The sequence below is a fragment of the [Clostridium] fimetarium genome (assembly GCF_900111235.1).
Taxonomy (GTDB): domain Bacteria; phylum Bacillota; class Clostridia; order Lachnospirales; family Lachnospiraceae; genus Clostridium_N; species Clostridium_N fimetarium.
The window spans coordinates 46,565-65,335 of record NZ_FOJI01000006.1 but is presented as its reverse complement, the minus strand read 5'-3'; the positions used below and the strand labels follow the sequence as shown (position 1 = coordinate 65,335).

Sequence of the window (18,771 nt, the reverse complement as noted above, 5' to 3'; positions counted from 1 at the left end):
TCTATTCACCTGCCCTTTTTGCTTTGTATTCAATGATATTTCTAAGGATTAAAATGATGACTGCCATAATAACTAAAATAGATGATACTGCAAATGCAGATGACAACTTAAATTCGTTATATAGTATCTCTACATGAAGAGGTAGCGTATTGGTTTTCCCTCTTAAATGTCCTGAGATAACAGAAACTGCTCCAAATTCACCCATTGCTCTTGCAGTACATAATACAATGCCATAAAGTAAGGCCCATTTAATGTGAGGAAAGGTAATCTTTCTGAATATTTTAAATCCACTAGCGCCCATGAGAGCGGCTGCCTCTTCTTCATCGGTTCCTTGTGCATTTAATACAGGAATAAGTTCCCTTGAAATAAATGGAAAGGTTACAAATATGGTTGCAAGAATAATACCTGGAACTGCAAACACAATTTTTATGTCAATTGCCTTCATATAATCATAGGCCCAACCGATTCGTCCGAATGTCATTATAAATACAAGTCCAGCGATAACAGGTGATATAGCAAATGGTATATCTATCAATGTTGTCAAAAAATGTTTTCCGCGAAATTTAAATTTTGTTATAGTCCAAGCTGCAAATACACCAAAGACTGTATTTACAAGCACGGCTGCAAGTGTTGCTGTCAACGTAAGCCATAGTGCTTTTATCGTATATGGATCAAATATAGCCTTTTTATAGGCTTCCCAACCATTTCGTAATGCATATGTAATTAGAACTGCCATTGGCATTATAAGCATTATAAAAATAAACAAAATACTAACTGTGATCAAAATCACCTTAACGACTTTGGAGCCTTGATTGATATTTTTTTGTTTGAGTTTCTTATTTGTCTGACTCATGGCTACCTCCTAGTTGTTATTTGTAATTTTGTTCATATACATCTGAACTAAGTTGTTTAATAGTAAAACCGAAAATGAAATCAAAAGTAGAACCAGTGCAATTGCAGTTGCGTCTGTATATTTAAACTGTTCCAGTTTTGACATAATCAGAAGTGGTGCAATTTGAGTTTTATATGGAATATTTCCTGCAATAAATACAACACTTCCATATTCACCAATTCCTCTTGCAAGCGCTAGCCCAAACCCCGTAAGCATTGCTGGCAATATCTCTGGGAACACAACTTTCAGGAAAGTTCTTGCTCCACTAGCTCCAAGCAAGTAAGATGCCTCTTCATACTGTTTATCAAGTTTTTCAAGTACGGGTTGTATCGTTCTTACTACAAATGGAATTCCAATAAATACCATGGCAATTGTTATTCCAATTTTTGTATAGGCAATTTTAATTCCTGCATTTGCAAAAATACTTCCTATCCATCCTTTATCCGAATATAACGAAGTGAGAGAAATACCAGCAACTGCTGTTGGAAGTGCAAATGGTAGTTCAATAAGACCATCTAATATTCTTTTACCTGGAAACTCATATCTTACTAGTACCCAGGCCAAAATCACACCAAACACACAATTAATCAGTGCAGCTACTAAAGCGCATGATAGACTTACTTTGTATCCTGATACGACATCCCTTGCTGTTACTATTTCTATGAATTCATGAAAACTAAGTCCAGCGGTGGAAATAATAATGGATGCCATAGGAATCAAAATAATCAGACTCATCATAGTCATCGTTACTCCCATTGATATTCCAAATCCCGGAATAACCCGCTTTCCACGGCCGCTTTTCTTCTTTAAAATTATCTTCTTCATAAAAATAATCACTCTCCTTCTAAATAAATATATACTCCGACAGAAGTATTGAAAGTAATCTCCATCTGTCATCGCATATATTTAATACAAATATAATTATAAAATCAAATTTTAAAATTTACTTACCATAGATCTGATCAAATATAGCGCCATCCTTGAAGTAATCTGAATAAGCTTTATCCCATCCGCCAAAATCAGCGATGGTAACCATTTTAAGATTAAGGTCAAAAACTTTTGAATACTCTTTTAAAATATCTTTATTAGATGGTCTATAATAATTATCTCCTGCAATTCTCTGACCTACATCTGAATATAGATATTCAAGATAAGCCTTTGACACTTCTGCTGTTCCTCTGTCATTTGCAACTTCATCAACAACTGCAACTGATGGCTCTGCCAATATGCTGATACTTGGAATGACAATCTGATATTCATCTGGATGTTCTTTTAATGAAAGATATGCTTCATTTTCCCATGCAAGCAAAACATCGCCCTGGCCATTTTCTACAAATGTTGTTGTAGCGCCTCTTGCACCTGAGTCAAGTACACTTACATTTTTATAAAGTTTGTTGACAAAATCTTTTGTCTTTGTTCCATCTTTTGCATATAAGTTATCTGCATAAGCCCAAGCTGCAAGGAAATTCCAGCAAGCGCCACCAGAAGTTTTTGGATTTGGTGTTATTACATTTACGCCACTCTTTACTAAATCATTCCAGTCCAGAATGTTTTTAGGATTTCCTTTACGGACCAAAAATACTATTGTTGAAGTATAAGGTGAACTATTCAAATTAAACTCATCAATCCAGCCTTTGTCTATAAGACCAGCCTCTTCAATTGAAGTAATATCATGTGCAAGTGCCAATGTCACCACATCTGCTTCATTTCCTTCAACTACTGAACGTGCTTGCTTTCCTGAACCACCATGTGACTGTGTAACAGTAACAACCTGGCCTGTCTTATCTTTCCAATACTTAGCGAATTCCAAATTATAAGCTTCGTATAACTCTCTTGTTGGATCATAAGAAACATTTGTAATAGATACGGGATCTGAATATGCGGTTACTGCATCTGAGCTCTTTGCTTTCCCACAACCAGCAAATGTTCCCCCTATCATAGATAAAATCAAACCTAGTACTAAAAGCCTCTTTCTCTTCATAATTGTTCTCCTCCTGTTTTTATTTCATACTATAACGATATGATTTATTTTTTGAATTATAACCTTTATACTATACTTTGTCAATGGGAATTGTATAGTACGTGATATATTTGATTTTTAAAATTATATTTAGATATAAAAAGAGACCCATATTTAATATCTGGGTCTCTCGAAATTCATTATATTCTTATAGTTCATGCTTCAATACTTTCTTATCTATTAGTTCATTTTTCTTTTTTCCAGCCGACTGTACAATAATTCCTGAAACTATCATCACTAGCCCAATAATTGAATACCAACTAATATTTTCATGTAATACTACTGCACATATGATAAGTGAAATAAACGGCGTCAAGTATGCCAAATTCGAAATGATAGCAGTATTTCCATAATCTAATGCTAACACCCAACACAGATATGATATAGCATTGCAAGCGATTCCATTGTATAGTAGTCCAATCATATTTTCTGGGTTTAAAGTTGAATCCGTACCCGTTATTGCAATACATACAAAAGCTATAATGGCCGTTGATAAATATCCAATCATAATCGCAATACTTTTATCATAGATTTCTTTTTTATTAAGCACGGAATATAGTCCATACGAAACAGCTGCCAACAGACAAAAAATGATTCCCTTCAAATTACCAGAGGCGATTTTTGAAATATCTCCTTCTGATGCAACTACAACTACTCCTACAATAGACATCATCGTAGCGATTATCTTTTTAAAGGTCATTTTCTCTTTCAAAATAATACAAGAAAAAATAATTATCATAGCAGGCCACATATAATTTAAAATCATTGCTTCCTGCGCTGGAAAAACATCAATCCCTAATAAGTAAAAAAGATTATAACAGAAGAATCCTAAAATACCCAAAACTACCATTCTAATAATATCAGCCAGGTTATAAGTCTTCATTTTCTTTAATTTTCCAGTGAAAAAATTATAGATAAATAAAAAAATGAATGCCACAATGCTACTTACAGCCAAAACGAACATGGCATCCAATGATTTTAGCAGTAATTTATTTAGCGTAGCTAACGTTCCCCAAAATAATATTGGTACTGCAACATATTTGTACTGTTTCTCTAAATGGAATGATTTCATATAAGTATTAAGGCTCCATGTTTATATTTTATAAGTATATTTATTTTATAAATTCATCATATAAATATACTTATAAAACAGACCTATTTCAAGTTATATAATAACGAATGATAATAATAAAGTTAATCGCTTCATTAACTTTATTATATTAATTGAAAGACTATTATATCTATTTCTATGATATGGATTTATTTGATTGATTTAAAATCGTAGTTCCACTATGAATTCCATACCATCTATAATATATTTTTTACCTGTGTTACCAAAATGCAATTCCTTAATCATCTTTTCATCTATAAGTTGCTTTACCTTCGTTCTAGAAATGTTAAAATATTCTGCAAACAACTTATCAATCCTTATCTTCAATGGATAGATACATTTGATTTTAAGAACTTTTTGATGTTCTTGAAACGCTTGATCCTCCTGATACTCTTCTTCAAATATTTTTTCAGATATTATGTACGTAATATTCTCCCAATCTACTTCTGCCTTATTTTTTTTAAATATCTGATTATCACAACCGTAACTCATAGCAAGGCTTTTATCATTGGCTAGAAATTGTTCATAAGCCTCTTTTCTTAATTCATTTGGTGATATTCTTTCAAATAATGTCATGTTGTAAGTGGTTTTACATTGACAACATGCGTAAATCAACCATATGTCAATACAATTTCCATTTGCATTCACTCTAAAATTTCCTGTATTGCTAAAATATGATTTCCCTCCACATTTTGAACAATTTCTTATTATCTGTGGACTGGAAACTGGTTTGATTTCTAATTCAATTCTTTTATGATAGTTCATTTGCATCTCCAACTTCTTATTAAAATTTCAAATCATTCATAAGAGCTACAAAGACTATTCACTATATTGTTTTCATAATGCAATAGCCTCTGCTATGCATTAAACTGTGGGTTTTTCATATACATTCCGCCTTCCTTTTATTAGAATATTTAATAGCGTTTTTAATATTTTCCTAATATGATTTATAATTGAAATTCATAAAATAGAATTACTTTCATGATTTTTTTGAAGTTCTATTATATGTAAAATTATACGTGAGGATTTTACATATTCCAACCTCATACTTCTCTCAGAAAAAAAGATAAGCCAATGAGGTTTTTAAACCACATCGGCCTATCTTTATGCTCATCTTCTTTTCTCTTGCAAAAGAATCCGTTGAATACTCTTTAACGACAAATAATATTTTTCTACTAAATCAGATACCAAGATACCGTTTTGATAATCTTCATAAATTCGATTATTTCTTTCTAATAAATCTTTACGAGTGGACGTATCTGTTCCCCACTTCTTTCTTGTTGTTTCTTTTCGTGGAATATAGATATATTCACCATCTATGTATTGTTGTATGATTTCTACCAATTCATTTGGCAGAACCTTATTTGCTTTCTTATAGCTCATTTTGCTCTCCTAATTTAATTTTTCTTTTTAGGAATAGCAGAGGCTATTTATCGTATTTATATGCAATAGCCTTTGCTATGCAAAAAAATTAGGTGTGTTCATATATTGGTCCTCCTTATTTTTATATTTTACATATTTTAAAATTTATCAAAATTACTTTTTATCTGCTCTTATAGCACCTTTGAACTCTTTTTCAACGTATAACAATTCTTCTTTTTTAAAATATCTTAGCTCATCGAAATCCAAACGAATTATATAAGGCATAAAATCAATAATTCTAAGAAAGCTGTCACAATTATAGGTGGGTTCATAATAATTCAAAATAGTACTCAAAGCTGTACCGTGTGTTCCAATTAGTATATTTTCATCTCTATGGTCACGTAATATTTCCATAAATGCTTCGATATTACGCTTCTGAACCATATTAAGTGATTCTCCACCTTCTTCATGGAAATCAAAATCGCTCCATCTTTTTTGAAATATTCCGAAATCATTTCCATTTTGTCCCTTTTCGCGTTCTCGAAATCTCTCATCTGTTACAATCTCTAAACAATGGGTTGTCGTACTTTCAAAAATTGTATCTATGCTCCGCTGATATGGACTTGAAAAGGCACAATCAATATGAATATCGCTTAAAATTTGAGTTACCTTTTTACTATCTCGCTTTCCTTCTTCGGTTAAAGGACGTGTTCGATCCTCTTGCCACTCATGTTCAGGCTGTGCATGCCTTACAAAGTAAATATGAGTCATTTTCTTCCTCCAAATTCTTATTTCTCAATATGTTTTCTAGTATATGCAAATATCTCGTTACACTTTTCACATAAAGTCACTTCTTTGCTTATGCTTTGAGAAGATAATTCTCTTGTATTTCCTGTAAATCAATCCCAGTTTTTCCACACATCTGGCTGATAACCTACAGTAGCCTGTTTACCATTTCTTACTACAGGTGTTAATATTATAAGTGGATTTTCTAATATCTTCTCTTCCTTATCTTCCTCTGAAATATATTTGATTAGAGCAAGGATATCTTTGTTCTTGCAATTTGGGTCAATCAACTTTTCATAACCACCGACTGCTTGCTTTACACTGTTAAATTCACCTTTACTCATACCTTTTTCTTTCAAATCAATTAATTGAAACTTAGTTCCACGTTCTTTAAAATATCGTTCGGCCTTTTTCGTATCAAAACATTTTGCCTTTCCAAATATTTGTATATTCATAGGATTCCTCCGTGATTTTGTCTGTTACTTTGCTTATTTTATTATCCTTATCACATCAGAAAGAAGTTAAGAACTGCCACGTCGATTACTTTGTCGATTCTTCTGAGTGAATTTTATGTTGCCAGATGATTTCTCTTTGCTTCTTTAATTCAATTAACTTCTTCTTATATTTCGAAACAGGTAACAGCATAAACATAGCTGCTAACATTTCAAGAATTGCCACAAATACGTTTCCCATCGTCAATATCATTGCTCCAAGCGCTATAAAAATAACACCATAATTAGTATGATACTTCATTCTTGATTCGACCTCTTCTATATTGGCATTCAAGTCATTTCGGATTTCAAATGCTCCTAATTCAGCCTTGCGTAATGCATAAATATGGCTTTTTGTCTCCATATTGAAACGTTCTTCAATGATCTCAGCACCTATGGTAATCAGATTATTCCGCATTACTGCATTTTTTCTTTTATCCGTATTTCCATTCTTATCAACCGTAAAATAAGTTTTACATATAAATTCACCTGGATTACATTTGATAAATTCAAACCTACTACCTAAAATAATACCACAAAGCTTCCAGCCTTTTTTACACATTTCATTAATAAATACCTCTTCTGCATCTATTGAAGTATAGAATTTCCAAATTGTTCTTTTGTTTTCATACATATAAACGCCCCCTTTAACTTCTACTTTTACAACCTATCTTTATACAATTTTTCCCATATTCACTCTATAACTTGAATTATATTGTAATAAAATTTTTGTGTCAATACAAATTCAATTAGGTTAATTTTTTTTCAGAAAATCTAAATATTTATTTCCCCACGTTTCAAGCGTACTTAAAACAGGTTTAAACTCATAACCCAAATCACTTAATGAATACTCTACCTTTGGTGGTATCTGACTATACACAGTTCTAATGACTAGCCCATTTCCCTCCATCATGCGAAGTTGTTTTGTTAATGTTGATTGTGTTAAATGCGGAAGTGCTCTCTGTAGTTCACTGAATCGCATCGTTTTCAAGTTTAAATGATGCATTATAAGTAACGTCCATTTTCCAGTGAGTATCTTTTGAGCTGTCACAAACGGACAAACTCCATATAAATCTTTCTCCATATTCCTCCTTTAGTATCACAAAAGATACTTAGTACACTAAAACATCGTACTTGTATAATTACGCCTAACTATATATAATTATACCATCAAGGTAACTTGAAATCAATATTGAGATTTAGTGGAGGACGTTTAAATGAACGAAGTATATGAATATTTAAAGAAATGTGGCGTATTCTATCTTGCTACAACAGAAGGTGACCAGCCTCGTGTAAGACCATTTGGAGCCTTGGGTATTTTTGAGAATAAACTCTATATCCAAACCGGAAATATTAAGAACGTATTTAAACAAATAAAAAAAGATCCTAAAACAGAAATCTGTGCTATGTATTCAGATGGGACTTGGATTCGTATCGAGGCTACTGTTGTACAAGATGATAGAATTGAAGCTAGACAATATATGATTGATGAAAATCCAAGCATCAAAGGGATGTACGCAGCTGACGACGGGAATTGCGAAGTTCTTTATCTTAAGGATGCTACTGCCACCATCTATTCCTTTACAGGAGCTCCTATAACCATAACATTTTAAATCACATTCTACATAACTGCATTTTCTACATTAAGAAAAAACATAGATTGCTTTCAGGCATTTATTTCCTGAACGCAACCTATGTTTTTTTTCAAAATCACTTTAACTCGCAACATTTAAGTAATGCGAATCCAAATAGCTATTATACCTTATACCTTATACTTACTTAAATCATCTTGGAAATTTTTAATCATCAAATCAAATACTGAAATCTGGTCAGTTAGTTCACTGATTTGATCCACATATACAGCTACATTTGAGCTTGCTTCCTCTGTTGCTGCTGAATTCTCTTCGGCAATTGAAGCTAAGTTCTGAATATTGTCAAATAATGAGGAGATATTATCAGCTTCCATTTGAAGCTCTTGTGATGTTTTAATCATCAAGCTTGAAACACCTTTTAAGTTTTCATTTGACTGACTTGATGTTTGTACAGCTCCTGTCAAATTCGCATTTTCGGTTTCAAGGACACTGTATTGGGTATCAATGCCTTCTACAACGTCTCCTACACTAGATACAAAACTTGTCAAACTACCATTAATTTGTTGAACTGCGTGATTCGTTTCTTCTGAAAGCTTACGAACTTCTTCAGCAACAACTGCAAAACCTCGACCTGCCTCTCCTGCTCTTGCAGCTTCTATAGATGCATTCAACGCCAAAAGATTAATTTGCTTTGCAATTCCAGCTACTATGGATACAATCTGAGTGATATTAGCGGCATTACGCTGTAACTCATTACTATTATTTTTAATTTCACCAAATTTGGTAAGCACTGAATTAATTTGAGACGCCGTATTTTGCACGTTGAGGAAACTGTTTTCAATGCTGATTACAGCATTTTCAATTTCATTCTTATTTTTCTGGCTTTCACCTGAAATTCTTGTCACACTCTTAATACTATCATTTAGCACATAAACAACTTTTTCTGTATCTTCTGCTTGTGTTGTTGCTGCTATCGCCACTTCATCAAGGACACCTGTAATATCATTTGAAGTCGCTTGCATTGTATTTGCTATATCAGAAACCGAATTATTGAATGTATACATCTCATCTACTATCGCATTAAAACCAATGAAATCCTTTTGAACACTTCTTTTTACTTCGTTTAGCATCTCCATGATTGTTTCATATTCATCATTAGAGCGAATATGCATAGTTTCAACAAAATTTCTATTACTTAGTTTTAATAATTCTTGTGAAATAAGTTTTTGTGGCCTATGGAAAATATATGAAGTACATAATGAAACGACTAACGTAATTCCACTAATCAGTAATGATTGTATTGGATTGGAAAGAACGATCAATGAGGCCAATCCAACTAAAACTGTATTCAAAACGGCTGACTTTAAAGTTACATTTTTAAGAATTCCAAACGAAAGTATCTGATTCAATCTATATTTTTTAATGAATTGTATTTCATTTTCAAAGGTTAGCTTCATTTGAATTTCTGCTTGGGTATGATTAAGTACTTCAACTATGATTTTTTCCTTGAAATAATGGGACACCCCGATGATTAGTCCATTTAAGTAATCACCCATTCCTCTTTTGGAACGGTATGTAAAAAGCACTTCGTGTGAAGATATTGGTTTCATATCTAAAATTGGAGGGACCGCTCCTTTAAATCTCTTCATTACAATAACATGTACATCATTCATTGATTTCAAAAATTGATAAGCTGATTCATGACGGAAAAATCCAGGGTAATTTTTACTAAATGTCTTAATATTTTCTTCACCCATTGTACCCCATATTTCAATATGACTCTTTCCTACAGCCTTTCCAATATCATCTATCAAACCTGTTGCTGTTTTATCCTCTACATCCTCTAGTGGTGAAAAAATATAATCAATTGGAAAGTTATAACTTTGTAAAACCTTCTCTACAACACTCTTTCCAAATAGTATTTTGCTAGATTCAATCCATGATGAAACTACGGTTCCTTTCATATGTGATTCTCCTTTTATCTGTCAGTATTTATGTTAATTACTACGAGTTATCTTAGTAATTATTATCGTTTATAATATCACTATTTAGAGGCTTTTACAAGTTATATTCATTTATAATTATTTTATCTGTAATTATTTTATTTCTGAATAAATCATAAAAAGCACTATCTTATTTATATTTAAGATAGTGCTTTTTATGATTTATATCAAAACTTATTTGGAAATTGACGTAAAATGCCTTCTGACATTATGTCTGCCATTTTCAATGCTTGCGTTTGAATTTTATCATAGACCAAAATATCTGCCGCATAGTATTTATTAATTCTATTGACGACTTCAGATTTTGTAAGTGCAAGATGTTCATACATCATTTCTTTCCATATTTTTTCTGACCAATATGGATTTATACTCGCAAGAAATGCAGCTATTTCGTCGGCATTTGCATACCATCTTCGTTCTGCATCCAAAGCGGCTGTTTTATCATCAGACATCGATGCTTTTACAAGTTGTGCTGCAATAACTAGATGATTTGTAAATAATTCTTCGAATTTTGAGGCTACTTCATCTCCATATAACGCCTTTAATAGCGTTGCAAAATCAGAAGGATTTCTAAGAAGACGTTTCGTTACAAGGTCTACATCTGCTAAGTTTTCTACCATGCTTATAATGGTCATTCTGGTCCAAGTAATATGTTCTTCCCAAAGCCTACGCATTTCATTCATTATATCGATTTCTTGTCTACTATATTCTGTATTATTAGAAATACTTTGAATATTATAATGATGTGCAAACCATGATGGTATACAAATCACTTGCCCAATACTCAGATTATCTAAGCTGATTTTAGGATTTCCGCTAGCAATCAAATTAACTGAAGTATTAAATTGCCCTGCTATTTTCTCCAATGAGTCGCCTGGCTCAATTGTATATTGAAATATATCCATAGGACATTGGTGCATAGTAATCACTGCTTTCATAATATCATATTAATTAATATATGGATGTTATAAAAGTATTGCTACATGTATCAGGTGTATATTCGAACCCCATTAATATGGATATAACGAATCTGAGCAAATTCATAACTTGAAAGTGGTTTATAGAGTACATCTAACGTGTGTGCAGCTACTAATATATCGTGATCAATCGAGACAACAACAAGTGAATGATAAAATCTACCGGATTCATCTTTTAATTGTACGATATCACCCAGCTCCATTCTGCGCTTATCAACCACTTCTGCGTAAGGCCCCACCGATTTATTATAAATCAAGAAATTATAAAGATACTGTAACTCTGACCATGACGAAGTAAGGTCATTTTTATTATTATAATACCAACCCATAACAGGTGTATCGTTCATAATACCGCTTCCTGCTTGAATACTCTGAGAAGCAAAATTTGTACTGTCACTGCCATTTTCATCGAAATCATTATAAATAGGATTACGTGCAAGCGCCCATTTAATAGCGTATTGAGTTGCTGCTTCTCGGTTATAAGTAACTTTTGTCAGCATATTTCTCACCCCACTACTATTTTATGCTTCAAATCAGTAATCCGTTCAGATATATTTAAATTTCAAACTAACATTTTCTCGATTTCAGACGCTGGTATTGGTTTCGAGAAATAGTATCCTTGACCTATATCACAATTATATTTCAGTAAAAAGTCTCTTTGCTCCCTTGTCTCTATTCCCTCTGCAACAATAATCAAATCCATATTATGTGCTAAATCAATTACTGTTTTATATATAAAGCTGTCTTCATCTTCTGTTTTAATGTTTTTAATAAATTCTCTGTCCATTTTTAAAATATCGAAGGGAAGTGAATGTAGATAAGTCAGTGAAGAATAACCTGTACCAAAATCATCCATTGCAATTGAAATACCATAAGAACGCAATCGTTTAAGACTATCTTTTGCCCTCTCCAAATCAAGCATAACTGCAGTCTCTGTCACTTCTATTTCAATCTCTCCAGGCTTAATCTCGTAATTTTGCAACATCTCACACAAAATATCAACGATAGATTCGTCAGCAATAACATGCCCAGACATATTTACAGCGATTTTCAAAGGCTCATATCCCTTTTTCACCCATTCTCGTTTTTGCATAATAGCTGTTTTAAATACCCATATACTAATTGGAATGATTTGGCCTGTTTTTTCTGAAAATGGAATGAATTCCATTGGTGGAATAATACCTTTTTCAGGATGATTCCAACGAATCAATGCCTCCATTGCAATCATTTTCCCTGTTTTTAGATCGTACTGTGGTTGATAATGTAACACAAATTCTTCATTTTCAATTGCTTTCCTTAGTTGCGTATTTATCTGTCCAATCATTAATGTTTCTTCATACATAATTGGTTGGAAAAAGGTATAACCATCTTTTCCCTTATCCTTCTGATTAAACATAGCAATCTCTGCATTCTGCATTAACGTTGCAAAAGTAGTACCATGCTCAGGAAACATTGCCAATCCAGCACTTGATGTTACGAATAATATGTCTTCATTAATTTCCCATGGTATTCTTATCTGGCGAAATAATAATTCTAATGTATCTTTGGTATCATCGTACTTTTCATTTACCACATGTGCAATTGCGAACTGATTACCGCTTAAATGTGCAATGATATCTGTATCTGACATCACCGCAGTGAGTGAATTGGCAATATAATTCAAATATTTATCGCCTGCTTCCTGTCCAAATAAATCATTAATACGTTTTAAATCATCAATATCTACATTAATGATTGCTAACCTTTGATTTTGTTCTATATATTCTGTTACTTTTCGTTCAAAAAGAATACGATTGGGAAGACCGGTTAATGTATCATAGTATGCCAAAGATTCCAGTTTTTCCTCCATTTTTTTTCTTTCTGTAATATCTGTATGTGAACCTGCTATACGTTGAAGTTTTCCATTTTCGTCTAGCACCCCTTTTCCCCTTGTAAGAATCCACCTATATTCTCCTGATTTCTTACGAATCCTGCAAATTGATTCAAAAATTCCGTTTTCCTCAATCAGATATTTATCCATTGATTCTTTTACTTTTTCCCAGTCTCCTGGATAAAATAATTCTTTGATTTGGGATATTTTCTTCCCTATTTCATCTGGTTCATATCCAAATTCCTTTTTCCACTTATCCGGTATAAAATAGATATCATTTAAAATATCCCAATCCCAAATCCCATCATAAGATCCATCCACAATGACCTGATTTCTTTGTTCACTAATCATTAATGCATTTGTTTGTCTCTGAAGTTCCGAATTTTGTTGATCAAGTTCTTCATTCATAGCCATAATTTCCTCATAGGTTGAGTTTAATTCATCGTAACTCATTAATACATAATCAATAGATTCTTTATATAATCTTAGTGATCTATATATAATCAAAAAAAAGATGAGTCCTGTAATGATTACATAAAACCATCCCTTATAAATCGATATTTCCTTAAATACAGAATCACTTACATGAAACATTACCAATACTTTATCTGATAATAATATCCACAGACTTCCAATCATTACGTAAAGGCCTATAATTCTTAATGCAGTCAATTCAGGTCGAGCTTTTTTCTTCATCTGTGTGAAATCTTCATAATTATCCTTCATTTGTTTATCATCTATCGTCCTATACTCTCTATTTTTCACGATTGTACACCCCCACATCCTCATCTTAGTATACATAAATTATACCTTGAAAAATAATAATTGTCTATCTATTCAATATTAACCAACCATTCCTTTGCCAATTCATAATCATTGATAAATGTATATACAAATCTAATTGGCACAAGATTGTTATCAATTGATTTCTTCATTTGCTTTTTCCCCTTGCTATCCAATCCAACAAAGACTACTTTTCTCACAAATTGACTGGCTTGAGATAGATTACTAATAATTGTATCTGCTATTTCTTTATTAACAAATGTTTCATCTAAATTTATTCCTATTAATGCCGGCGATGATGGCCTTTTGATTGTTTCCATATCCTTCATGAATTTATCTAATATAATATCTTTGTGTATAGAAAGGGCGTCTAACTGTTCAAACCATATTTCGCCTCCTCCAAAAAACAATGACATAGATTCTCTGACAATCAAATCTTCTTTTGGTATTATCTTCATCTTCATCTTCTCCTTTTTATAATAGATATTGTAGTTTAGTTATTAATCCATTTCATCAAGATCAATTGATACCAAAAGCACTAACCCTTAAAGAAATAAAAGATATTGTTCATGCGTTTGCAAGTGCAGCACGTAGAGTAAAAGAAGCTGGCTTTGATGGAGTGGAAATTCATTCCGCACATGGATATCTTTTAAATCAATTTTTTTCACCACTTACGAATAAGAGAACTGATGAATATGGAGGAGATTTATCAAATAGGATTAATATTCATCTCGAAGTAATCAAATCAGTTCTAGAAGCTGTTGGTGAACATTTCCCCATACTTCTACGTTTAGGTGCTTGTGATTATATCAATGGTGGATCCTAACTGGTGGAATTACCCAAGCACAAGTTGCCGAAAAACTCCTTTCAGAGAAAAAAGCCGATCTAATTGGTGTTGATAGGGCTATTATGAATGATTCTAATTGGGCTAAAAATGCGTTATCGATATAATACGATTTGTTTCCTACTAAATATTTCCTACTTTGCACAGGTTTCTTATCCAAATAAAATAGATTGCTATGTTTTTAATAGTAATCTATTTTATTACTTATAATTACAACTCAAGCATAATCCCATTCTTTTTTAGCCACTCTTTCCTGATTTTATAATCAGGCAGTATGCTTTCAACTAGATTCCAGAATTCCCTTGCATGATTCATGTATTTTAAATGGCACAGTTCATGGACAACTATGTAATCAATAATATATTCTGGTGCCATTATGATTCTCCAATTGAAGCGAAGCGTTCCGTCCTGACTACAGCTTCCCCATCTTTTTTTCTGCTCTTTCACTATGACCGGGCCTCGTTTTTTTGCGAACAAATTTTCATAAGAATTAACGCGCTCTAAAATCTTAACCTTTGCCATCTGTTTGTACCATTTTATAATTGCTAATTTAATAATTGTTTCATTACCAATCCCTTCGTGAATAAAATCTGCTTTACTTGTTGGTATTGTAACAACTAGTTTATCGTCATATATATTTACAGATAACCTCTTTTTTACTGTATCTTCTATTATCTTTAAAACATATTCATTACCCAAATAGTAAAAGGTTTCGCCATTTTTATATTGTCTTTCTTGTTGTTGTCCAATTGTATCCTGCACTAAAAGAAGCTTCTCTTCAATCCAACTTGATTTGTTCTTAATTAGTTCTAACACCTTCTCATCTGACAACCTTAATGGGGCTTTCACTAATACATTTCCTTTGGAATCCACAGAAATCGAGATGGTTTTTCTCTTACTTTTAATTAAATTATATTCTATTTTCGATGTGTTATATTGAAACGCAAACATATTTCTCCTCATTTTCGCACTGCTTTTAATGGCTCGCGTAGCGAGACAATGTGCATATTAAGTTTGTACAAACGAATCTATTCTAAAATAATTTTCTTTTTAATAACTGATTACTGATAAATAATAAAATCGCACTATATACACAGCCAAACAAAACCGCTTTTCCCATAGCTGCTGCGCTAAAATAGTCACTACTGTTAAAATATAATGTAATATCACTTAATGGTGGAAACAGCCACGTAATATATTTTGCAAATAAAAATGCATGATTAATACCAGCTTTAGTTATGCTAATGATCGCAATAAGCGTCACAAGCATCAACGCTTCTTTCCTGTTTTTCATGCACCTTGGTTGAAAAACAATTCCCAATGAAGCTCCTAAAGTAGCAACTATAATATGTAAAATAAAAGTGCAAAATATATCCCCAACTGTTAATGGCCTCGTAAACATTTCAAATCCACTCGCCATGTTTTTCAATACTGGAAGCGCAACGCCCACCAATCCAAGTACTGCTCCTAACAAAAATACGAATGCATTTTTACTACGATAATATGTATTACGATTTTCAACTTTCAATAATAATATCTGCTCAGATACTGGATCAATACTTTCCATATACGAAATTCCTACCCATAACATAATAAAAAACAGAAGTGAAATAGAAAGTAACGTGCTTGACATGATATCAGGTTTTTGTTGTGAATATAAAAAATTAATAAATACGAACCATATCAATGCGGGCATAATGAATTTATTTGTTTTTACATATAAGAGGTAATGGTATCTTATAAGACTACTAAATATTTTCATCGTACATCCTCCTAAGCTCATAACCTTTACTCAACATTTTCCTGAGTACCATATCGCTATTTTCATTTTTTACATAAAGTTTAGTATCAGTACCAACTTTTTCTAGTTTCATGACCATCTCTTTGATATTGAACGTTTCTGTTTGGATATGTTCTATTTGGATATTGGTTTCATCTACTCTGATTTCATCTAGCCTGGTTGTTTGCTTGGCTTCTACTTTTTCTTGCTTCTTTCTAAAAATCATAACATCGTAACTTCTGTCTTTAATTTCTTTCTTATCTGACCTGTAAATGTTTTTATTCTTAATTTCATATACAATTTTAGCTACTGCATTAATCAAGAAATCTTCATGGCAAGACATTACAATCGTTGTTCCATTTTCATTCATATGATTTATCAGATCAATAAATACCTTTTGTGAATCAACATCTTGTCCAGATAAAGGCTCATCTAAAAGAAGGATATCTGGCTTTGACAAGACTGCTTGAATAACGCTTACTTTTTGCATGGTTCCTTTTGAGAGGTTTTTAATCGAATTATCAACCATTTCTTCCATAAAAAATGCATGAAATAGTTCATCACTTCTTTTGTCAACATACTCCTTTGATAGTCCTTCTATCATACCGATGCTATTAATATATTCTCTTGCAGTTGTTGCCATTTTCGGAAAGTTTTCTGGCACATAATTGAACTTCAACTTTTGTGTATATTCAAGTTTCCCTTTTTGATAGGTTGTCAATCCACACAAAATCTTCAGCAATGTGCTTTTTCCACACCCATTGTGACCAATCAATGCAATAGATTGACCTTTTGATATGGTTAGATTGATATCTTGGAGAACTATATTTTTCCCGAAGCTTTTCTTTAAGTTTGTTATTTCAATCTGGTTTTCCATGTTTTCCCCTATTAATTGTTTAATAGCTCTGATAATTCGCTAAAAAGCGTTACATCCGATTCCTTAAGCTTAATATTTGAGCTAAGTGTTTTACCATCTGCCGTAGTGACGTTTATTTCAATGATGGTCCCCTCTTGCACACCATTTTGATGAATCGCTTTCATGAATTTTGGAAACTTCGGATGATTTTGTGCGAACACATCCCATGCACTTTTTAATTTTAATAATTTAGCTGGATTAATCATTTTCTTCACTCCTATTTAAATTTAGTTTTTTCTTCTATTTTTGTAGTTACCATTAATATACTATTAAATGTAGTATATTATCAAGGAGTAACCATGAGTAGTTTTATAAATTCAATATTTTTTTCGGGTGTTTCTGGATTTCTAACTAGCTGGATTGGCCTTTTTATAGGAATTCTGTCTTCCTCTTTTATGAAATCAAAGGAAAGAAGATTTAAAGGAACTGTTTTGGGTCTTCTAGGTGATTTTACACTAGGCATTGTTTGCTTTGATTTGTTACCTGATGCTTTTGAAGCAGGAAGAGTATTGAAATAGGAATACACAATTTACCTAGTGGAGTAGCACTGGGTTCAATAACAAGACTTGATTTCATAAATGCATTTATCTATCCATTCCTTAACCTTGACACCTACCTCTTTTTGACTTAATGTATCAACGTTTAATACATCTACATCTTTTCTTCCTATAAACCATTCTCTTTTCAGTGGAAGCAAATATTTTAAATGATGTTCAAAAGAATTCCGCGGCAATCTAGTATCCTGTTCTTTATTTCTTCTTAAAGTATCTTCACTTGCATCCAAGAACAGTGTTCTATCAGGCATACACTTTCTCAGATTAATCAGTTCCTTATATAGTTCGCCTTCAACTTTCCAATCTTTACCAATGGTTTTTGGATAATTCAAAGAATAAAATTCGATTTCTGCAGCGCCAAAATCCATTAAGGTGTACTCATTTTTTTGCGCCATTTTCCATCTTTCAATTTCTTTGTTAATCCAAAATTTTTGTATCTCTAAATAATCCTCATATTGATTTTTATTTAATTTTCTCGATTTGATCTGTTCCATAATATCAGTATTGATATCATAGCTTATCTTTACGTAAGGAACATTTTCATATATATAGTTTAGTGCAGTCGTTTTTCCAACCGCCATACATCCTTGAAGTGATAGTATCAATGACATAGAATCCCCCCGCTAATTAAGTTTTCCAAAATGTGCTGTTAACTATAATCATATCTTGCTTATTATAAATCATTTTTCCGATTTTCTCCATTATAAATTTAAAAAGGTAAGCGCATAATAAATATTGTTATTCTCCAACCTAATTCATAATGAAATAGTGAATCGATAAAAGGCATATA

At 32.3% G+C, this 18,771-nt stretch carries 23 protein-coding genes; 3 read left to right on the top strand and 20 right to left on the bottom strand.

Annotated features, from left to right (window positions below; genetic code table 11):
* Position 1: 1 nt before the first annotated feature.
* The 10 genes from cysW to BMY18_RS09010 all read right to left on the bottom strand — a co-directional run bounded on the left by cysW (position 2) and on the right by BMY18_RS09010 (position 7,746).
* Positions 2-853: a sulfate ABC transporter permease subunit CysW gene (cysW, locus tag BMY18_RS09055; protein ID WP_092453140.1), complete on the bottom strand. Its 852-nt coding sequence runs from the start codon at positions 851-853 to the stop codon at positions 2-4.
* Positions 854-862: 9 nt separating this feature from the next.
* Positions 863-1,717, bottom strand: a complete 855-nt coding sequence (cysT, locus tag BMY18_RS09050; protein WP_092453137.1) for a sulfate ABC transporter permease subunit CysT — start codon at positions 1,715-1,717, stop codon at positions 863-865.
* Between the two features lie 118 nt (positions 1,718-1,835).
* Positions 1,836-2,873: a sulfate ABC transporter substrate-binding protein gene (locus BMY18_RS09045; protein WP_092453134.1), complete on the bottom strand. Its 1,038-nt coding sequence runs from the start codon at positions 2,871-2,873 to the stop codon at positions 1,836-1,838.
* 187 nt (positions 2,874-3,060) lie between these two features.
* The gene (locus BMY18_RS09040) at positions 3,061-3,984 is read right to left on the bottom strand and encodes a DMT family transporter (protein WP_092453131.1); all 924 of its coding nucleotides are present in this window, start codon (positions 3,982-3,984) and stop codon (positions 3,061-3,063) included.
* Positions 3,985-4,185: 201 nt separating this feature from the next.
* On the bottom strand, positions 4,186-4,788 hold the full coding sequence (locus BMY18_RS09035) for a DUF1062 domain-containing protein (RefSeq protein ID WP_170841362.1): 603 nt from the start codon (positions 4,786-4,788) through the stop codon (positions 4,186-4,188).
* Between the two features lie 345 nt (positions 4,789-5,133).
* Complete coding sequence (locus BMY18_RS09030) at positions 5,134-5,406, bottom strand: CD3324 family protein (protein WP_092453125.1); 273 nt, start codon at positions 5,404-5,406, stop codon at positions 5,134-5,136.
* A 153-nt stretch (positions 5,407-5,559) separates the two neighbouring features.
* Positions 5,560-6,156: a histidine phosphatase family protein gene (locus BMY18_RS09025; RefSeq protein WP_092453122.1), complete on the bottom strand. Its 597-nt coding sequence runs from the start codon at positions 6,154-6,156 to the stop codon at positions 5,560-5,562.
* Between the two features lie 128 nt (positions 6,157-6,284).
* The gene (locus BMY18_RS09020) at positions 6,285-6,626 is read right to left on the bottom strand and encodes an arsenate reductase family protein (RefSeq protein ID WP_092453119.1); all 342 of its coding nucleotides are present in this window, start codon (positions 6,624-6,626) and stop codon (positions 6,285-6,287) included.
* Positions 6,627-6,711: 85 nt separating this feature from the next.
* Positions 6,712-7,296: a DUF2812 domain-containing protein gene (locus tag BMY18_RS09015; RefSeq protein ID WP_092453116.1), complete on the bottom strand. Its 585-nt coding sequence runs from the start codon at positions 7,294-7,296 to the stop codon at positions 6,712-6,714.
* 120 nt (positions 7,297-7,416) lie between these two features.
* Positions 7,417-7,746 carry a winged helix-turn-helix transcriptional regulator gene (locus BMY18_RS09010; RefSeq protein WP_092453113.1) on the bottom strand — a complete coding sequence of 110 codons (330 nt, stop codon included), beginning with the start codon at positions 7,744-7,746 and terminating at the stop codon, positions 7,417-7,419.
* Positions 7,747-7,879: 133 nt separating this feature from the next.
* Here BMY18_RS09010 and BMY18_RS09005 point away from each other — a divergent pair, with 133 nt between their 5' ends.
* Positions 7,880-8,275, top strand: a complete 396-nt coding sequence (locus BMY18_RS09005; RefSeq protein ID WP_092453110.1) for a pyridoxamine 5'-phosphate oxidase family protein — start codon at positions 7,880-7,882, stop codon at positions 8,273-8,275.
* Between the two features lie 149 nt (positions 8,276-8,424).
* On the opposite strand, the gene BMY18_RS09000 is transcribed toward BMY18_RS09005, so the two are convergent.
* The 5 genes from BMY18_RS09000 to BMY18_RS08980 all read right to left on the bottom strand — a co-directional run bounded on the left by BMY18_RS09000 (position 8,425) and on the right by BMY18_RS08980 (position 14,345).
* A complete protein-coding gene (locus tag BMY18_RS09000) occupies positions 8,425-10,218 on the bottom strand; it encodes a heme NO-binding domain-containing protein (protein WP_092453107.1) in 1,794 nt (597 codons plus the stop codon).
* Between the two features lie 206 nt (positions 10,219-10,424).
* Positions 10,425-11,195, bottom strand: coding sequence for a LysM peptidoglycan-binding domain-containing protein (locus BMY18_RS08995; protein WP_242940999.1), 771 nt, complete (start codon positions 11,193-11,195; stop codon positions 10,425-10,427).
* A gap of 50 nt (positions 11,196-11,245) precedes the next feature.
* The gene (locus BMY18_RS08990; protein WP_092453105.1) at positions 11,246-11,734 is read right to left on the bottom strand and encodes an amidase domain-containing protein; all 489 of its coding nucleotides are present in this window, start codon (positions 11,732-11,734) and stop codon (positions 11,246-11,248) included.
* Positions 11,735-11,796: 62 nt separating this feature from the next.
* Positions 11,797-13,869: a bifunctional diguanylate cyclase/phosphodiesterase gene (locus BMY18_RS08985; RefSeq protein WP_170841361.1), complete on the bottom strand. Its 2,073-nt coding sequence runs from the start codon at positions 13,867-13,869 to the stop codon at positions 11,797-11,799.
* Positions 13,870-13,937: 68 nt separating this feature from the next.
* Positions 13,938-14,345 carry a hypothetical protein gene (locus tag BMY18_RS08980; RefSeq protein ID WP_092453101.1) on the bottom strand — a complete coding sequence of 136 codons (408 nt, stop codon included), beginning with the start codon at positions 14,343-14,345 and terminating at the stop codon, positions 13,938-13,940.
* Between the two features lie 65 nt (positions 14,346-14,410).
* On the opposite strand from BMY18_RS08980, the gene BMY18_RS08975 reads away from it, so the two are divergent.
* Positions 14,411-14,713: an oxidoreductase gene (locus BMY18_RS08975; RefSeq protein WP_330385968.1), complete on the top strand. Its 303-nt coding sequence runs from the start codon at positions 14,411-14,413 to the stop codon at positions 14,711-14,713.
* A 228-nt stretch (positions 14,714-14,941) separates the two neighbouring features.
* Here the strand turns inward: BMY18_RS08975 and BMY18_RS08970 are convergent, their stop codons facing one another.
* From BMY18_RS08970 to BMY18_RS08955, 4 genes are all read right to left on the bottom strand, one after another.
* Positions 14,942-15,682, bottom strand: coding sequence for a M48 family metallopeptidase (locus BMY18_RS08970; protein WP_170841360.1), 741 nt, complete (start codon positions 15,680-15,682; stop codon positions 14,942-14,944).
* An 82-nt stretch (positions 15,683-15,764) separates the two neighbouring features.
* Positions 15,765-16,493 carry a hypothetical protein gene (locus tag BMY18_RS08965; protein WP_092453093.1) on the bottom strand — a complete coding sequence of 243 codons (729 nt, stop codon included), beginning with the start codon at positions 16,491-16,493 and terminating at the stop codon, positions 15,765-15,767.
* Positions 16,480-17,388, bottom strand: a complete 909-nt coding sequence (locus BMY18_RS08960; protein WP_092453090.1) for an ATP-binding cassette domain-containing protein — start codon at positions 17,386-17,388, stop codon at positions 16,480-16,482. The genes BMY18_RS08965 and BMY18_RS08960 overlap by 14 nt, the downstream gene beginning before the upstream one ends.
* 11 nt (positions 17,389-17,399) lie before the next feature.
* Positions 17,400-17,633: a hypothetical protein gene (locus BMY18_RS08955; RefSeq protein WP_170841359.1), complete on the bottom strand. Its 234-nt coding sequence runs from the start codon at positions 17,631-17,633 to the stop codon at positions 17,400-17,402.
* A gap of 93 nt (positions 17,634-17,726) precedes the next feature.
* Between BMY18_RS08955 and BMY18_RS08950 the strand changes: the two genes are divergently transcribed.
* Entirely contained in the window at positions 17,727-17,945 is a 219-nt protein-coding gene (locus tag BMY18_RS08950; RefSeq protein ID WP_092453087.1) for a ZIP family metal transporter, read from the top strand.
* A 35-nt stretch (positions 17,946-17,980) separates the two neighbouring features.
* On the opposite strand, the gene BMY18_RS08945 is transcribed toward BMY18_RS08950, so the two are convergent.
* The gene (locus BMY18_RS08945; RefSeq protein ID WP_207647441.1) at positions 17,981-18,592 is read right to left on the bottom strand and encodes a hypothetical protein; all 612 of its coding nucleotides are present in this window, start codon (positions 18,590-18,592) and stop codon (positions 17,981-17,983) included.
* Between the last annotated feature and the right edge of the window lie 179 nt (positions 18,593-18,771).

Bases quoted from the DNA above. Each gene is read 5' to 3' on its own strand.
- BMY18_RS08970 (WP_170841360.1), bottom strand. From the start codon at position 15,682: ATGTTTGCGTTTCAATATAACACATCGAAAATAGAATATAATTTAATT.
- BMY18_RS08965 (WP_092453093.1), bottom strand. From the start codon at position 16,493: ATGAAAATATTTAGTAGTCTTATAAGATACCATTACCTCTTATATGTA.
- BMY18_RS08945 (WP_207647441.1), bottom strand. From the start codon at position 18,592: ATGTCATTGATACTATCACTTCAAGGATGTATGGCGGTTGGAAAAACG.
- BMY18_RS08995 (WP_242940999.1), bottom strand. From the start codon at position 11,195: ATGAAAGCAGTGATTACTATGCACCAATGTCCTATGGATATATTTCAA.
- BMY18_RS09035 (WP_170841362.1), bottom strand. From the start codon at position 4,788: ATGAACTATCATAAAAGAATTGAATTAGAAATCAAACCAGTTTCCAGT.
- BMY18_RS08950 (WP_092453087.1), top strand. From the start codon at position 17,727: ATGAGTAGTTTTATAAATTCAATATTTTTTTCGGGTGTTTCTGGATTT.
- BMY18_RS08990 (WP_092453105.1), bottom strand. From the start codon at position 11,734: ATGCTGACAAAAGTTACTTATAACCGAGAAGCAGCAACTCAATACGCT.
- BMY18_RS09010 (WP_092453113.1), bottom strand. From the start codon at position 7,746: ATGGAGAAAGATTTATATGGAGTTTGTCCGTTTGTGACAGCTCAAAAG.
- BMY18_RS09040 (WP_092453131.1), bottom strand. From the start codon at position 3,984: ATGAAATCATTCCATTTAGAGAAACAGTACAAATATGTTGCAGTACCA.
- cysT (WP_092453137.1), bottom strand. From the start codon at position 1,717: ATGAAGAAGATAATTTTAAAGAAGAAAAGCGGCCGTGGAAAGCGGGTT.
- BMY18_RS09045 (WP_092453134.1), bottom strand. From the start codon at position 2,873: ATGAAGAGAAAGAGGCTTTTAGTACTAGGTTTGATTTTATCTATGATA.
- BMY18_RS09000 (WP_092453107.1), bottom strand. From the start codon at position 10,218: ATGAAAGGAACCGTAGTTTCATCATGGATTGAATCTAGCAAAATACTA.
- BMY18_RS09020 (WP_092453119.1), bottom strand. From the start codon at position 6,626: ATGAATATACAAATATTTGGAAAGGCAAAATGTTTTGATACGAAAAAG.
- BMY18_RS08960 (WP_092453090.1), bottom strand. From the start codon at position 17,388: ATGGAAAACCAGATTGAAATAACAAACTTAAAGAAAAGCTTCGGGAAA.
- BMY18_RS09015 (WP_092453116.1), bottom strand. From the start codon at position 7,296: ATGTATGAAAACAAAAGAACAATTTGGAAATTCTATACTTCAATAGAT.
- BMY18_RS09030 (WP_092453125.1), bottom strand. From the start codon at position 5,406: ATGAGCTATAAGAAAGCAAATAAGGTTCTGCCAAATGAATTGGTAGAA.
- BMY18_RS08955 (WP_170841359.1), bottom strand. From the start codon at position 17,633: ATGATTAATCCAGCTAAATTATTAAAATTAAAAAGTGCATGGGATGTG.
- BMY18_RS08980 (WP_092453101.1), bottom strand. From the start codon at position 14,345: ATGAAGATAATACCAAAAGAAGATTTGATTGTCAGAGAATCTATGTCA.
- BMY18_RS09005 (WP_092453110.1), top strand. From the start codon at position 7,880: ATGAACGAAGTATATGAATATTTAAAGAAATGTGGCGTATTCTATCTT.
- BMY18_RS09025 (WP_092453122.1), bottom strand. From the start codon at position 6,156: ATGACTCATATTTACTTTGTAAGGCATGCACAGCCTGAACATGAGTGG.
- cysW (WP_092453140.1), bottom strand. From the start codon at position 853: ATGAGTCAGACAAATAAGAAACTCAAACAAAAAAATATCAATCAAGGC.